This is a genomic window from Pedobacter cryophilus, assembly GCF_005116455.1.
GTDB lineage: Bacteria > Bacteroidota > Bacteroidia > Sphingobacteriales > Sphingobacteriaceae > Pseudopedobacter > Pseudopedobacter cryophilum.
In genome coordinates, this window is the sequence record NZ_SWBP01000003.1 from 56,807 (window position 1) to 72,852 (window position 16,046).

The following is a 16,046-nucleotide window of genomic DNA, read 5'->3' on the forward strand; positions in this document are numbered from 1 at the left end:
CTGAAAAGTATTGTTCAGCAATTTGAGGTTTATTGATATTTAAAGTAACGTTTAAATTCTTTCTAAAACCAGTTTAATCATGTTATCTACTATTTTTTGTGGGTCTTTGGCAAATTCTAATTTTTTACGCTGTGCGAGTATAGCGTTGATAGACAAAGCTTGATGACCAAAAATATTTGCTAATGCATAAATTCCGGCAGTTTCCATTTCTAAATTGGTCAATTTTTGATTTTGATGCTCAAAAGATGAAAGTTTATCAATTAATCCTTCAAAACGGTTATTTGCTCTTACTTTTCTGCCTTGCGGCGAATAAAAACCTGGCGCCGTTACTGTAATTCCTTGTAAGAGATCATGACCAATTTGATGTAGTAATTTTGACGATCCCGCGGTTAAATAAGGGCGAAGCTGTTCTAAACCTAAATGCTTGGTGATTTTTTGCTGTAAATAAACATCCTCTATATTGTTATTAGGCTCATAAAAATCCATCAAAGCATCTAAACCTAAACCATGGGTAGAAGCCAAAATACTGCCTACCGGGATATCTTCTCTAATACTACCCGAAGTGCCTATTCTAATGATATCCAAACTTCTTAATTCAGATTTTACAGTTCTGGTTTCAAAATCAATATTTACCAGCGCATCTAATTCGTTTAAAACAATGTCGATATTATCCGTTCCAATACCTGTAGATAGCACCGTAATGCGTTTATTTCCTAAATTTCCGGTATGGGTAATAAATTCTCTTTTTCCTTTTTTTAAATCTATGCTATCAAAATGCTTACTTACTTCGCCCACACGATCAGGATCGCCAACCGTAATCACTATATCGGCAACATCTTCTGGCAGTAAGTTTAAATGATAAATACTTCCATCGGGATTAATAATTAAATCGGCTTCTGATATTTTTTGAATAGACATATCCTAAATTTTTATACTGTTTGGAGAAAATTGGTTTTTATATTTTGAAGTTGCCCTAATTTATCAATTATTCTATTTACATCAGATTGATTTACTGCTATTTTTATGTTACAGGTTAAATCAAATTCCTGTTCAAAGCTTTCTAAATGTTCATCTTTAATCAATTTCATCACTTCATTCATTTGTAAGTATTCAAAACTTACTTCATAAATATCTTTTACCTTTTTCTCTATGATTTGTGCTTGATTAATGGCATCTTCAGTAGCTAATTTATAAGCATTTATTAAGCCAGGAACCCCTAATAAAGTACCACCAAAATACCTTACTACTACCACCAAAACGTTGGTAATTTCTTTAGATAATAAAGTGTTTAAAATAGGTCTGCCCGCTGTTCCAGAGGGTTCACCATCATCATTTACCCTAAACACAGAGCGATCTGGAGTTAAACGATAAGCATAACACCAATGTCGGGCTTTGGCATGTTCGGCTTTAAGCCTGATGATAATTTCTTTGAGTTGATCTTCCTTAGTAAACGGAAAAGCATAAGCTAAAAACTTACTTCCTTTATCTTTAAAAACACCTTCGCTAGGTGCAAGAATAGTTTTATAAGTATCGTCAAATAGCATTGGGTAAATTAAGAATTACAATTGCAACAATAGCTAAACCTATACCCAATAAGTTTAGTTTACTTAATTTCTCTTTAAAAAGTAAAATACCTACTATAGAACCCAATACAATTACACCAATATCTAAAGAAGAAAAGACAACGGAAGGCTGATCTTTTTCTATTTGTAAAGCTTTGATATAGAAATAAATAGATCCAAAATTAAATAATCCCAACACAATGCCGGCTAAGGCCGCTTTTGGTTGAAATTTTAAAGTACCCTTAATTTGCTGATAAATTAAACTTAAAAAACCCAATACACTAGCAATGCAAAATATGTAAAACAAAGAAGCCGTAAATGAGATATTTTCTAATAACGTAAGTTGGTTAAACAATACATCAATAATTCCTGTACCTAAAAAAACGATGATAGGATACCAACTGATGATGTCCTTTAAATTACCTTTACCTGTAGGTTTTGAAGCATAAATAGCGATTAATCCAACGCCTAAACCAATAATTTTTAAGGCAGTTGGAGTTTCTGAAAAAATTAAAAAAGCAGATAAAACCGGAATAACCAATGAAAGTCGCTGAGCAATTGCGGTTAATACAATGCCTGAAGTGGCAATACTTTTTCCGATAAAATAGAAGATAGAGATTAATAAAATTGCTAAAACGAGATATAAAACCCAGTGCTCACTATTTGGTTTTACTGATAAATTTGGCTTAAAAAAGAAATAGCAAAATAAAGCAGCGGTTGGATAATTAAACACAATAGCTTGATAAGCATTGGTGTAATATCTATTTAATAATTTAAAATTGATACTTACCAAAACGCTACAAACAATAGCAATTAATACAAAAATCATGAATTTAAGGGCTTAATAATGGTTAATTTATCTTTTCCAATTGGGTACTTTTCTGTTGTATTTCCTTTAATATGCGGTGCTTTTTTGCCTTCGCCCCAATTTACATCTCCTGTAAATATTCTTGCTTCATCCCATAAACCTGCATCAATAAATGTTTGCAAAGTTTTAATGCCGCCTTCAATAATTAACGATTGCACATCTTGTAAATACAATTGAAACAAAATGTATTGAGGTAAAAAATGATCAAAATCTTCTATTCCAATATAGGTTGTTTTGTTTTCTAAATCGGTTTTAGTGGCGTTAAAAACAAATGTATTTAAGCTATTATCAAACAAATTTAGATTTTTAGGAAGATCGAGGTTTCTATCAATAACTGCTCTTTTTGGATCTCTACCTTTAACTAATCTCACATTTAATTGAGGATTATCTATCAATGCGGTATTTTTTCCTACCAAAACACAATCTTCTTGAGAGCGCCACAAGTGAACCAAACGTTTGGCTTCTTCGCCTGTAATCCATTTTTGATCACCATCTGCAGGGCAAAAATAACCATCCTCGGTTTGGGCCCATTTTAAAATCACATAAGGCCTTTGTTGTTTAACACGAGTAAAGAAACGTTTATTAAGATCAATACATTCTTCCTCCAAAACTCCGGTAATTACATTTATTCCAGCAGCTTTTAGTTTTTCAACACCCTTGCCATTTACACTTTCAAAGGGATCTAAACAGCCAATTACAACTTGTGGAATTTGATGTTTAATGATCAAATCTGCACAAGGTGGGGTTTTGCCGAAATGAGAACAAGGCTCTAAAGTGACATATAGAGTAGAATTCTTCAATAATTCTTCGGCGTTTGTGAAGTTTTCTAAAACTTGCTGGATAGCATTGACTTCTGCATGTGCTTTGCCATATTTTTGATGGTAACCTTCACCAATAATTTTGTCCTGATGAACAACCACACTGCCCACCATTGGGTTAGGACTTACGTTCCCTAAACCTAGCTTTGCAAGCTCTATGGCTCTTTTTAGATAGTTTTCATGTTCTAACACCAAACAAAGGTAAATAAATAGCTTAATGCCATGCTACCAAAATAATTTTTGATCACTACAAAAGTCATTATACTTACCTTTGGGACATAATCTGAATTTTTGAAGCAGCTGAAGCAAATTTTTAAGAATACCCTAAATCATCTTTACTCAGATGAAGAGCTAAATATTATTTTTAAAATGATGATAGAAAACATCATTGGTAGAAATGATTTAGTTAACCAAGAAGTAGAATTATCCTTAACTGATAAAGCAGCTTTTGAGGAGAAAATCCAAAAATTACTCCTGCAAATTCCAATTCAATATGTTTTAGAGGAGGCTGATTTTTATGGCTTAAAGTTTAAAGTAAATTCAAGTGTTTTAATTCCACGACCAGAGACCGAAGAATTGGTACATTTGATTATTAAAAATCATAAAAATCAATCCCTCAATATTTTAGATATAGGAACCGGAAGCGGATGTATTCCTATTAGTCTTCAAAGGAATTTGCCTTTGGCACATATTTCTGCAATAGATATCAGTGAAGATGCCTTGAAAGTTGCCAAGCAAAACGCACAATTAAATAGGGTAGAAGTATCTTTTTTGAAAGATGATGCCTTAAACCTTTTAACATCCAATTATCCTGTTTTTGATGTTATCGTCAGTAATCCGCCTTACATCGCAATAAGCGAAAAAAGTGATATGGAAAACACGGTGATTGCTTATGAGCCGCATTTAGCACTTTTTGTAAGTGATGAAAATCCTTTAATTTTTTATGATAGAATTGCTGATTTTGCCTTAACTAATTTAAATAAACAAGGTTTTCTTTATTTCGAGATCAATCAGGCTTTGGCCGAAGAAACAAAAATTTTGTTAGAGCAAAAAGGCTTTAAAGCACAAATTATAAAAGATATCAATAATAATGACCGAATGATTTCTGCTCAATTTCTGGGGTGAAATTGTTGAATGGTTTGCTTTAAAAAATCTCTATCTAAATGGGTGTAAATTTCTGTGGTGGTAATGCTTTCATGCCCCAGCATTTCTTGTACGGCTCTTAAATCAGCTCCACCTTCTATTAAATGAGTAGCAAAAGAATGTCTAAAAGTATGCGGACTAATGGTTTTTGTTAACCCGGTTTTTAAAGCTAAATCTTTAATGATCATAAAAATCATCACTCTGCTTAATTTAGTTCCTCGGCGGTTAAGAAATATAAAATCTTCATTTCCTTTTTGAATCGTTTGATGCCTTCTAACGCCTTCAAAATAAATGGCAATAAATTTCATAGCCGAATTTCCGATGGGTACTAAACGCTCTTTATTTCCCTTACCTGTGATTTTTAAAAACTCTTCATCAGGAAAGTAGTTTGATATTTTTAAATTAATTAATTCGCTCACCCTTAAGCCAGAACCATATAATACTTCTAGCATCGCTTTATTTCTGATGTTTTCTAATTTGCTTAAATCTAAAGCATTAATTAATGCCTCAATTTCAATTACGGTTAAAACATCGGGTAACTTTCTGACGGTTTTTGGGGCTTCAATTAATGCAGATGGATCAGATTTAATTAGATCTTCTAAAATTAAATATTTATAAAAAGCTTTAATTCCGCTAATCAATCTAGCCTGACTGGTGGCTAACATTCCTAATTCGTTAATCCATTGAATTAAATCTTTAAGGTCTTGAGCTTGTAGGTTTAACGGATTAACTTTTCTTTCAGAAGCGTCTAAAAACTGAGTGATTTTATCAATATCTCTTAAATAAGCTTCAATGGAATTTGCCGAAAGCGAACGCTCTAATTTCAAATAATTTTTAAATCCTTTTTTAGCTGAAACCCAATCCACTTTATCTTTTGAAATTTTAAGGTTATGTTTGAATGCATGAAGATACAAATTATCAACGGTCCCAACTTAAATTTACTTGGAAAACGCGAACCTGGTATTTACGGAAGTGAAGGTTTTGAAACTTTTTTTGAAGAATTAAAAGCAAAATATTCTCAAATAGAATTGAGTTATTACCAAAGTAATGTGGAGGGAGAAATCATCAACAAATTACATGAAGTTGGTTTTGAATTCGATGGAATAATTATAAATGCAGGTGCTTATACGCATACTTCAGTAGCTATTGCCGATGCTGTTGCGGGTATTAAAACTCCTGTAATTGAAGTTCATATTTCTAATGTTTATGCAAGAGAAGAATTTCGTCACCACAGTATGATGGCTAAAAACTGCAAAGGGATTATTACTGGTTTTGGATTAAAATCTTACGAATTGGGGTTGTTGAGCTTTATGGGATAGTCTTTTTATAAAACCACAGAGAAACAGAGAAATTTCACAGAGTTTGCAGAGAGAAATCCCTGAAATCCTTATAATCCGTGTTAAAAATCTCGTCAGATTAGCGTTAATTAGTGAAATCGTTTAAATCTGTGTAAAAAAACTTGTAATTTGTGCTCATATTATCGCCACCCAGCATTCGATTAATTTGTGAAATTCGTGGCTAAAAACCTTTCTTAATCCAGCTCACTAAATTTCCTCTTCCCGTTCACAAAATACTTCCAAACTATGCTCTGTTGATACATTCCCGTTAAGTTTGGCTGGGCTGATATATCTTTATTGTACTTTATTTTTTTATCCCACAATGCTTTTATAACATGCTGGTGGGCTTTAGAAATGGCCATTGCATTTTTCCATTTTCCTTCAGAGGCGAACTTTAAGAGGGCTAAAAGATCGAGGCAAAACCTTAAAGGAATTAAAAAATTAGCTCTTTTTGGTTCAATGTTTTTCTTAATAAGGTAATGATTATTTCTAAAATTAAGATAAGTTTTAAACGGACTTTCGGCATTTAAGGTGCCACCACCCACATGATAAATTGTAGAAGCCCCACAATACATCACTTTATAACCTAAGTTTTTTACTCGCCAACACAAATCAATTTCTTCCATGTGAGCAAAAAAGTTTTCATCTAAGCCATTTACTCTTTTCCAAACAGATGATTTGATAAATAAAGCACAACCTGCTGCCCAAAAAATCTCTTTATTTCCATCATATTGTCCTTTATCTTCTTCAACGGTATCAAAAATTCTTCCCCGGCAAAAAGGATAAGCTAAATAATCTATAAAACAACCGGCTGCTCCAGCGTATTCAAAATGGCTGCGTCTTAAAAATGATTTAATTTTTGGTTGTGCTATCGCAATTTGCTCATCTGTTTCCATTAAATCAATAACGGGCTGAATCCAGTTTGGAGTAACTTCTACATCAGAGTTTAATAGAATAAAATAATCAGCATCAACCTGGCTTAAAACTTTGTTATAACCTTCGGCAAAACCAAAGTTTTTTTCATTTCTGATGACTTTTACTAAAGGATAATGATCATTTAAATAGTTTAAAGATTCATCGGTAGAGTCGTTATCTCCAACAATGATTTCCAAATTTGGGTAATCAGTATTAAAAACCGACGGAAGAAACTGCTCTAAATATTTTTGGCCGTTCCAGTTTAAAATAACAATGGCAACTTTAGGGCTATTCATTAACTTTTTGAGGTTTATATTTCCATCTTTTATGAGACCAAAGCCAATAAGCTGGTTCTTGGTTAATTCTGTCTTCTAACAAAGAAACATGTTTTTTAGTAATTTCTAAATCAGCAGTTTCAGCAGGGTTTTCACAAACACTTTTAAAATCGCAAGAGTAATATCCTCTTTTTACTCGTCTGATATCACAAAAAACAACTGGAAAATTGGTTGATTTGGCTATTTTCTCTAAACCAACAAATACCGAAGTAGGTTGATTTAAAAATTGAATCCAATCTTGTGCGTCTCCATGTGCCGGAGTTTGATCAGATGCAAATACTGTTGCGGTGAGTTCGCTTTTACGTTTTACTATTTCTCTTAAAGCCAATTTCATCCTAATCATTAGCGTTCCGCTTTTTTCCCTGGCTTTTTTAAAGAAATCGTCAAAATCTTCATTATTCATGGGTTTATAAATAATTAAAGGTTTCGCTTTTAATGTTAAAGGGGTAACAACGGTGTTCCATTCCCAATTTCCATAATGTCCAACAGCAATAAGATAACTTTTATTCTGACTTTCGTATTTATCTATTAAATCTTTATTGGTTAAGCTGTATCGTTTTTGTAGAAATTGAGGAGATGCCGAAAGCATTTTTATGGTCTCTACCATTAAATCTGCCAAATAACTGAAATATGTTTTTTCGATGGATCTTAATTCTTCCTCACTTTTTAGCGGAAAAGAGTTCTTAAGATTATCAAACACCACATTTCTTCTGTATTTGATAACATAGAATAAAATAAAGAAAATAAAATCTGAAAGAATATAGAGCAAGCCGAGTGGAAGTAGAGAAATAAGGTATAAAAAAAATATAGCTACTTTAGAAAGCCCTTTATTTATCATTAATTTCGAGGAATTATTTGCAAACATAAAAATTTTGAAATGGAAAAAGGTGCTGTACTTCCTTTGTTTTATCTTCCCAATGTAGAATTTTTTAAAAATCTATATCAGTATAAAGATCTTGGCCTATTTATAGAAAAGCAAGAGCATTATCCTAAGCAAACTTTTAGAAACAGAACATCTATTGCGGGGCCTAATGGGCAATTAGATTTAACAGTGCCTGTACAAAAAGGTAGTAATGCCCGTACCGCATTTAAAGATGTAAGGATTAGTAATGAAGATAAATGGCAACGTATTCACTGGTTAAGTTTAGAAACCAGTTACAGAAGTTCGGCTTATTTTGAGTTTTATGAAGATGCTTTTGCACCATTTTACCATAAAAAGTATGATTTTTTGTTTGATTATAATTTAGAGCTTTTACAAGTGATTTTAAAGCTTTTAAAAATGCCTGTAGCTTTTGAACTCACTAAAACTTATGAAAAAGAGTATGAAAATTTTACAGACTTAAGATCGGCTATTACTCCCAATAAAGGTTCTGATTACCAAAATAAGAAGTATTTTCAGGTTTTTGAAGATAGAAATGGATATATCAATAATATTAGTATTGTAGATTTATTGTTTAACCAAGGTCCGCAAGCGGTGAGGTTTTTTTAATTACTTTATTTATATTCAATCCATTACATTTCAGCTTTCTAATTATGAAATTTACACTTCCTATTATAGGTACTCATCGCATTAGCATCACACAGCCTAAAAGAAAAAGTGAGCCAGGTAAAGTGCCAGGTTCATTTGAGATCAATGAAACTGCTATGCCCAGTAAAATGTCGGTGTATTCTTATGAAGCTTTGGCTTTAGACGAATTTAAAACCAACGATATAAAAGAGGCTATTAAGTTTATGGATCAATTTCCAGATAGAACGCATTGGTTGGATGTACAGGGTTTAGGAACCCAAGAAGTATTAGATTTTATTAAAGAAAAATACAACATCAATTCTTTGGTGATGGAAGATATTGTGAATACTTACCAACGCCCAAAAAATGAAGAATACGGTCATTATCTATTTGTAATTAGCCGAATGATTGAGCTGAGTAAAGGTTTACAGCTTAAAAATGAACAGCTTTCTTTTTTGCTTTTTGATAATCTTTTGATCAGTTTTCAGGAAGATGACGATGATGTTTTAGAGCCTGTAAGAACCCGTTTGCGCAAAAATGTAAATGGTAATATGAGGAAATTAGGTCCTTCTTATATGATTTACGCTTTAATGGATACCGTGATAGATCATTATTTTACCATTGTGAATAGATTGGGCGATGAATTAGAAATTGTAGAAGATCATCTTTATCAAAAACCACGAAAATTATTAATGTACCGCATTCAAGGCGTCAAAAAATTAATGATTACGATGCGAAGAGCGGCTTGGCCTGAGCGAGATAAAATAAACGATTTTTTACGCTCCACCAATCCTTTAATCCATCAAGAAACTAAAGTATTCTTTAGAGATGCCTATGACCATAGCATTCAAATTATAGATTTGATAGAAAGTATGCGGGAAACGGCTACCAGTTTGCTTGATTTATACCTTTCGCTCATGAGTAATAAAATGAACGAAGTGATGAAAACCCTCACTATAATTTCGGCCATATTTATTCCATTAACCTTTATTGTAGGTGTTTACGGAATGAATTTCGCTAACCAAGACCCCGTAACAGGTGCGATTTTAGAGAACAATATGCCCGAATTGTATCATCCAAATGGCTATTTATATGTTTTAGGAGTAATGCTGTTTATTGTGGTGGCTCAAATTTGGTATTTTGTGAGAAGAGGTTGGTTTGGGGATTAGTTGCTTTCAGTTGGTTGGTTGGTTGGTTGATTGGTTAGGTTTTTAGTCGGTTGTTTTTAGCAACATATGAAGTACCTAAACCTGATATAAGCGGATACCGGCCAATGAGCTTAAGGCCTGAAGGCGTATGAGCGTTTAGCAGGACTGCCTTTAAAAAAAGCGATGAACCTTGCTTTTCTAAAAACAGAAATCAATTTACTTAAATTAATATCCCAGATATTGCCCTTTCTTAATGGTTTTAATTTAATTTAGCTGCGATGCAATCTTTTGAGCTAGATAAAACCGATATCCTAAAGATTAAACAAGCTTTAGAAGGAGAGGAGCATGATTTACTGCTGCTTTTAGAGGATTACCATGCCTCAGAAATTGCCATCATTTTTGAATCTCTACCGCTAGAATCTCAAAAGAGAATTATCAATCTTTTACCAATAGATCTGGCCTCCGAAATTATTTCGGAGATGAATCCGGAGGCGCATCCAGAGGAATTATTGATTGAATTAGAACCCGAAAGACGTCAGGAAATTGTTGAAGAATTAGATTATGATGATGCTGCGGATATCATTTCTCAAATGGATAAGGATGATCAGCATGAATTGCTGGAAGACTTAGACAAAGAAGATGCCTCTAACATCAGAAACCTTTTAACCTACCACGAAGATACAGCCGGTGGTTTGATGAACACCCAGGTGATTAAGGTTAATTCGCAAATGTCTAAAAAACAGGCAATAGACCAAATCATTATTCAAAGTGAAGAAATTGAAGAATTTTACACCATTTATGTGGTAGATTCTGATGATGTTTTAATGGGAATAGTATCCTTAAAAGACATTATTAAATCTAAAGCCAACGCAACAATTGCCGATTTGCTGAACGAAGATTTTGTGTATGTGAAGGCAGATGTGGATCAGGAAGAGGTAGCCGATTTAATTTCTCAGTATAATTTAACCAGTATTCCGGTGGTTGATGCTAATATGAAATTGTTGGGGCGGGTAACCTTCGATGATGTAATTGACGTATTAGAGCAAGAAAGTACCGAGGATATGTTAAAAATATCTGGGGTTTCTGAAGATGAAGAATTGAGTGGTAACTGGGTGGAAGCGGTAAAATCTCGTTTGCCTTGGCTCATTTTAAATTTAGGAACAGCTTTTTTAGCTTCATCAGTCATTAGATATTTTGAACCTACCATGACTAAAATTGTGGTTTTGGCTGGTTACATGACCATTATTGCCGGTATGGGAGGTAATGCTGCTACCCAAGCTTTGGCGGTTACCGTTAGAAGAATTACTTTAAGTGATTTAACAGATAACCAAGCTTATAAAACTGTATTAAAGGAACTTACTGTTGGTTTAATTAATGGCGCTGTAAACGGTTTAATTGTTTTTGCCTTTGCCTATTTTTATGATGATAACCTGCTATTAGGTTTGGTAATTTTTATCGCCATGACAGGGAATTTATTAATTGCAGGAGTCACCGGGGCAGGTATTCCTTTACTCTTAAAAAGAGTGGGGATAGACCCGGCAATTGCTTCATCTATCATTATTACCACTTTTACAGATGTGTTTGGATTCTTACTTTTACTTGGTCTGGCCTCCAAATTATTATTATAATTGCAAAGATTTAGTTGATGGACTATCGACCATAGTCCATGGACCTTATAAAAAATACAACATGCAAACAAAACACAATTGGACAAAAGAAGAAATTCTGAACATATACAATAAGCCATTTTTAGATTTAGTATTTGAAGCAGCAACTGTACATCGTGAAAATAAAGATTACTCGGAGGTACAAATTAGCTCGTTAATTTCTATAAAAACTGGTGGTTGCCCTGAAGATTGTTCTTATTGTCCACAAGCTGCCCGTTACCATACCGATGTGGAAGTGCAAGCCATGATGAAGGTTGATGAAGTGATTGAGATTGCGCAAAAAGCTAAAGATGGTGGAGCATCTAGATTATGTATGGGCGCTGCCTGGCGTGAAGTACGTGATAACCGTGATTTTGATAAAGTGATTGACATGGTTAAAGCTGTAAACGGAATGGATATGGAAGTTTGCTGTACTTTAGGAATGTTAAATGCTCACCAAGCACAACGTTTAGCTGATGCTGGTTTGTATGCTTACAACCATAATTTAGATACTTCAGAAGAGGATTATAAGAGAATTATTTCTACCCGTACTTATGATGATAGATTAAAAACTATTGAAAATGTACGTAAAGCAAAATTAACGGTTTGTAGCGGTGGAATTATAGGCTTAGGTGAAACCGTGAATGATAGGGTAGCCATGTTAAGAGTTTTAGCTAATATGCCCCAACACCCAGAATCTGTTCCTGTAAATGCTTTAGTGCCCGTAAAAGGAACGCCATTAGCCGAGCAACCCCGAGTGCCAATTTGGGATATGGTGAGGATGATTGCCACTGCAAGAATTATAATGCCAAAAACCGCCGTACGTTTATCAGCAGGAAGAAATGAGATGAGTGTTTTAGACCAAGCTTTTTGTTTTATGGCAGGCGCAAACTCCATTTTCGCAGGAGATAAACTTTTAACCACTCCAAACCCCGAGTTTAAAGATGATATGGCCATGTTTGAATTATTAGGTTTAACTACTCGTAAAGCTTTTAAAAACGGCAGACCACAAGGAAAAGAAGAAGTAACTCAATAAACACGGAATAGAACACGAATTTCTCGAATTTCACTAATTAAAAACGAATTGGAACACGGATTTCACAGATTACACGGATTAATGTTGTGCTACTTTGTGAAATTTGTGTTTTTATAATACGTCCAGAATCTGTGAAATCCTTATCATCCGTGTCAAAAATGAAACATCCAGCATTAGTGCTCATTCGTGAAATTCATGTTAAAAATCTCCACTTAGAATCCGTGAAATCCTTATCATCCGTGTCAAAAAGAATAGTTTAAAATTTGTGTTAATTCGTGTCACAAAAATCATCTCTCATGTTACACCTTATTCCCTTCACAAAAAATCATTATCAAACCCTAATTAACTGGATTATAGATGAAGAAATCCTACTTAAATTTGCAGGAATAGGCTTTCAATATCCATTAACCCAAGAACAATTAGATCAATACATTGCTAAATATCCTGATAGAAAACTTTATTTAGCTTTAGATGACCAAGAAAATCCGGTAGGCTATGGCGAAATTATACCGCAAGAAGAAAACTCTGCAAGGTTGGGGCATTTAATCATCGGCAAAAGCCAAAATAGAGGTTTAGGATTAGGACAAAAATTAATACAAGCCTTAAATAATGAATCTAAAAGCCATTTGCAAATTAAAAATATGGATCTTTTTGTGTTGGATGGAAATACTCCGGCCATAAATTGTTATTTAAAAAGCGGATTCAATTTTATTCCAAACAACTTTTCTATTTCTTATAAAGACAAAACTTATCAAATTTTAAAAATGACAATAGTTTTGTAAAATCAATTCTAATTTGACGGTCTGTAAACATAAGTTGAAACCCTTTGCTTTAGTTTTGTTTTATGGAAAACGGCAAATTTCGTATCATTTATATTTATGACGCTTTATGTGGTTGGTGCTATGGTTTTAGCCCGGTAATGAAGCATATTTATCAAAAATATCAAGACAACTTTACCTTTGAAGTGATCTCTGGCGGCATGGTTTTAGGCGAAAGAGCCGGACCTTTAAGTGGCATGGCTGATTTAATAAAAAGCCATTATCCAAGGGTAGAAGAAACTGCTGGAGTAGTATTTGGACAACCTTTTTTAAATGCTTTAGAAGAAGGAACAGCTTATTTTAGCTCAGAAAAACCATCTATTGCACTTTGTGTTTTTAAACATTATCTGCCAAATCAAGCCATACTTTTCGCTCATGATCTACAATCAGCCATTTATGAGCAAGGTTTAGATCTTTCTAAAGATGAAAACTATATCAGTTTAGCCTCAAAATACGGGATTAATGGCGATGAATTTATTCAAAAGCTAAATACTGATGAATTTAAACAAGCCGCTTATTATGATTTTGCTTTAGCTCGTCAACTTCAGGCAACAGGTTATCCGGCAGCTTTTATTAAAACTGGCGAACGTAACTTCCACATGATAGCCAAAGGTTTTGCTGATATAAAAACCATGGAATTACGTATTCAAAACGTACTTAAAGAAGTATCAGCATGAAAAGAATAGCCGTTATTGGTGCCACCGGATTGCTAGGAAAACCCGTTACACAAGAATTAATAAAAGCTGGTTTTGATGTCACGGTAATTGCCAGAGATATAGAAAATGCCAGAGATTTATTTCCACATGCACATATAGTTTACGGCGATTTAGAAGATAAAATGAGCCTTTTTGAAGCCTTAAAAGGGCAGGAGCTGGTTTATTTAAGTCTGCATATTCCTCAAAATGCTAGTCCTAAAGATTTTATGCCCGAAACCGATGGCTTACTCCATTTAATAGAGGCTGCAAAAATTAACCATATTCAAAGAATTGCCTATTTATCATCCTTGGTGAAAGATTACCAGGGGCAAAACGGATTTAATTGGTGGGTTTTTGAGGTAAAGAAAAAAGCCGTTCAAATTTTAAAAGGAGCAGGCATTCCTTCCACTATTTTTTACCCTTCCAGCTTTATGGAAAACTTTGATAAAGGAGGTTTTATGAGCGGTAACCGAATGAATTTGGCAGGTAAATCTAACGTTAAATTGTATTGGATTAGCGCCTCAGATTACGGAAAACAAGTGGCAAAATCGTTTGAAGTTTTAACAGATGAAAACCGAGATTACCCAATACAAGGTTTAGAGGCTTATACTTCAGAAGAAGCCGTAAAGATTTTTATAAAAAATTACCAGCTTAAAAAACTAAAGATTGTGAAAGTGCCTATTGGTTTGCTAAAAATTATGGGTAAAGTATTTAAAAAAGTAAATTATATAGCACATATTTTAGAAGCGCTCAATAAGTATCCCGAAAAATTTGTCTCTCAGCAATCATGGGACGAATTAGGTAAACCTACCGAAACCATTAAAGATTATACCTTAAGAATTCAAAAAGGAAAAGGTTAGAAAAGCAATACCCGTAGTGCTCTCGTTCCGCTAGTCCCACCATACGCTCATACGCCACAGGCATTAGGCGCAAAGGCCGGTAAACGCTGCTGTTGGGTTTATTTAAGTAAATGCAATGGTTATTAAAAAACAAGCTTCACTCAGTTATCTGCTATCTTATATGTTAGTGTAAGCGCATGCCGAATTTATTAATTAAGTGGATTTGCAAATTCACTTAGACAAAATTTAATTGTTTTAACAATCACGCAACAGAGGTTTAAAGCGGATTACAAATCCTTTTCATTTGCTAGTTCGAGATGCGCTTAAGCTAACATCTAGAACAGCTTGGGTACTCATCCAAAAACCAGAAAAAGGCCAACAATATAGAAAATGTAGCTGCTGTAAAATAGGGAATTTACATACCATTGCTTTGTTTGATAGTCGTGGGCCGCCTGTTTATTACATCGGTAATAGCCAAAATACATTTCCCTCGCTCAACTAGATTTGTGGGTAAGGGATGCTATGTGCCAAAAAATCGGAAATGATGAGAAAATGAGTTGATGAACTACCTGAAAAAACGAACAGCCTGAAATTGATTGCTGAAATAGAATTCTACCAACGATAAGTCCATAACAAATGTGAATATGTCCGGTTCCGTTCAACCACGGTTTCATTGTTGGCTCTCCGAGCCCAACGAAACCTTAGCTGTTATGTGCTGGCTTTTTCCTCATATTTTTTTTCGTTATAAATTGTCGTTAAGTAATGTTTTGCACTTTCAAATATCTTGTCGTTATTGCCTTTAATTAAACTAACATTCACAGTAAATGTCCCGTGAAATATTTTTGATTTAAGTCGATAAAATATTTTTGTCAAAGGATTTTTAAATAGTGAAATGTATTTCTCTTGGTCTAACAGTTTAATTGAAATATATGTCGTTCTTGTTCCGCCTAAATTTAGATCCTTTATATCTGTCCAGTCGATTTTCAGCCCAGTTTGATAGTCAATTAAACTTTTTTCAGTCAATGATAATGCAGGTCGGCCTGTAACTAATCGAATAAAGTATTTTATAATTCTTATTGCAAGAATAACAGTCAGTATTGTCATAAATAAAATGAAGGCGTAACCTTCAAATGATGTCACTACTGTCAACAAACTTATAATGGGTATTGACATTACAAATGGAAACAATAAATAAGAAGGAATAACTATTGGATGGAAGTAAAAATTTGTAGTCGTTTTATAGTAAGTCATTACTTGTAGTGTCGTTTTTTAAGCTTGCACATAACTAGTAGATATACGCTACCTATAGCGCATATTTTTCATATATGTGATGCAATATATCAATTGATTTTAAATATTTAAGCTGCTTAATTTTCTTT

Annotated in this window: 17 protein-coding genes; 9 read left to right on the forward strand and 8 right to left on the reverse strand. The window is 33.7% G+C overall.

Features of this window, described 5'->3' with window-relative positions:
* Positions 1-51 precede the first annotated feature (51 nt).
* From FA046_RS09290 to ribD, 4 genes are read right to left on the reverse strand one after another with little or no spacing between them, the layout of a single operon-like run.
* Positions 52-918, reverse strand: a complete 867-nt coding sequence (locus tag FA046_RS09290; protein ID WP_136826133.1) for a nucleoside phosphorylase — start codon at positions 916-918, stop codon at positions 52-54.
* Positions 919-929: 11 nt separating this feature from the next.
* Positions 930-1,544: an IMPACT family protein gene (locus FA046_RS09295; RefSeq protein ID WP_136826134.1), complete on the reverse strand. Its 615-nt coding sequence runs from the start codon at positions 1,542-1,544 to the stop codon at positions 930-932.
* A complete protein-coding gene (locus tag FA046_RS09300) occupies positions 1,534-2,391 on the reverse strand; it encodes a DMT family transporter (protein WP_136826135.1) in 858 nt (285 codons plus the stop codon). The genes FA046_RS09295 and FA046_RS09300 overlap by 11 nt, the downstream gene beginning before the upstream one ends.
* Positions 2,388-3,440: a bifunctional diaminohydroxyphosphoribosylaminopyrimidine deaminase/5-amino-6-(5-phosphoribosylamino)uracil reductase RibD gene (gene ribD / locus FA046_RS09305; RefSeq protein ID WP_136826590.1), complete on the reverse strand. Its 1,053-nt coding sequence runs from the start codon at positions 3,438-3,440 to the stop codon at positions 2,388-2,390. The genes FA046_RS09300 and ribD overlap by 4 nt, the downstream gene beginning before the upstream one ends.
* Positions 3,441-3,617: 177 nt before the next feature.
* Here ribD and prmC point away from each other — a divergent pair, with 177 nt between their 5' ends.
* Positions 3,618-4,373, forward strand: a complete 756-nt coding sequence (prmC, locus tag FA046_RS09310; protein ID WP_136826136.1) for a peptide chain release factor N(5)-glutamine methyltransferase — start codon at positions 3,618-3,620, stop codon at positions 4,371-4,373.
* On the opposite strand, the gene xerD is transcribed toward prmC, so the two are convergent.
* Positions 4,358-5,257, reverse strand: a complete 900-nt coding sequence (gene xerD / locus FA046_RS09315) for a site-specific tyrosine recombinase XerD (protein WP_136826137.1) — start codon at positions 5,255-5,257, stop codon at positions 4,358-4,360. The genes prmC and xerD overlap by 16 nt on opposite strands.
* Before the next feature lie 36 nt (positions 5,258-5,293).
* Here xerD and aroQ point away from each other — a divergent pair, with 36 nt between their 5' ends.
* Complete coding sequence (gene aroQ, locus FA046_RS09320; protein ID WP_136826138.1) at positions 5,294-5,710, forward strand: type II 3-dehydroquinate dehydratase; 417 nt, start codon at positions 5,294-5,296, stop codon at positions 5,708-5,710.
* A 212-nt stretch (positions 5,711-5,922) separates the two neighbouring features.
* Here the strand turns inward: aroQ and FA046_RS09325 are convergent, their stop codons facing one another.
* Both FA046_RS09325 and FA046_RS09330 read right to left on the reverse strand, forming a co-directional pair.
* Positions 5,923-6,939 (reverse strand): glycosyltransferase family 2 protein, encoded by a 1,017-nt coding sequence (locus tag FA046_RS09325; RefSeq protein ID WP_136826139.1) that lies wholly within the window; start codon positions 6,937-6,939, stop codon positions 5,923-5,925.
* Positions 6,932-7,816 carry a lysophospholipid acyltransferase family protein gene (locus FA046_RS09330; protein WP_136826140.1) on the reverse strand — a complete coding sequence of 295 codons (885 nt, stop codon included), beginning with the start codon at positions 7,814-7,816 and terminating at the stop codon, positions 6,932-6,934. The genes FA046_RS09325 and FA046_RS09330 overlap by 8 nt, the downstream gene beginning before the upstream one ends.
* Before the next feature lie 39 nt (positions 7,817-7,855).
* Here FA046_RS09330 and FA046_RS09335 point away from each other — a divergent pair, with 39 nt between their 5' ends.
* The 7 genes from FA046_RS09335 to FA046_RS09365 all read left to right on the forward strand — a co-directional run bounded on the left by FA046_RS09335 (position 7,856) and on the right by FA046_RS09365 (position 14,688).
* Positions 7,856-8,467, forward strand: coding sequence for a WbqC family protein (locus FA046_RS09335; RefSeq protein ID WP_136826141.1), 612 nt, complete (start codon positions 7,856-7,858; stop codon positions 8,465-8,467).
* Positions 8,468-8,511: 44 nt separating this feature from the next.
* Positions 8,512-9,654 carry a magnesium/cobalt transporter CorA gene (gene corA, locus FA046_RS09340; RefSeq protein WP_136826142.1) on the forward strand — a complete coding sequence of 381 codons (1,143 nt, stop codon included), beginning with the start codon at positions 8,512-8,514 and terminating at the stop codon, positions 9,652-9,654.
* Between the two features lie 257 nt (positions 9,655-9,911).
* Positions 9,912-11,261, forward strand: a complete 1,350-nt coding sequence (gene mgtE, locus FA046_RS09345) for a magnesium transporter (RefSeq protein ID WP_136826143.1) — start codon at positions 9,912-9,914, stop codon at positions 11,259-11,261.
* A 61-nt stretch (positions 11,262-11,322) separates the two neighbouring features.
* The gene (gene bioB, locus FA046_RS09350; RefSeq protein ID WP_136826144.1) at positions 11,323-12,315 is read left to right on the forward strand and encodes a biotin synthase BioB; all 993 of its coding nucleotides are present in this window, start codon (positions 11,323-11,325) and stop codon (positions 12,313-12,315) included.
* A 296-nt stretch (positions 12,316-12,611) separates the two neighbouring features.
* Positions 12,612-13,097, forward strand: a complete 486-nt coding sequence (locus tag FA046_RS09355; protein ID WP_136826145.1) for a GNAT family N-acetyltransferase — start codon at positions 12,612-12,614, stop codon at positions 13,095-13,097.
* Between the two features lie 62 nt (positions 13,098-13,159).
* The gene (locus FA046_RS09360; RefSeq protein WP_136826146.1) at positions 13,160-13,810 is read left to right on the forward strand and encodes a DsbA family protein; all 651 of its coding nucleotides are present in this window, start codon (positions 13,160-13,162) and stop codon (positions 13,808-13,810) included.
* Positions 13,807-14,688 (forward strand): SDR family oxidoreductase, encoded by an 882-nt coding sequence (locus FA046_RS09365; protein ID WP_136826147.1) that lies wholly within the window; start codon positions 13,807-13,809, stop codon positions 14,686-14,688. The genes FA046_RS09360 and FA046_RS09365 overlap by 4 nt, the downstream gene beginning before the upstream one ends.
* Positions 14,689-15,375: 687 nt before the next feature.
* On the opposite strand, the gene FA046_RS09370 is transcribed toward FA046_RS09365, so the two are convergent.
* The gene (locus tag FA046_RS09370) at positions 15,376-15,918 is read right to left on the reverse strand and encodes an STM3941 family protein (protein WP_136826148.1); all 543 of its coding nucleotides are present in this window, start codon (positions 15,916-15,918) and stop codon (positions 15,376-15,378) included.
* Positions 15,919-16,046 lie beyond the last annotated feature (128 nt).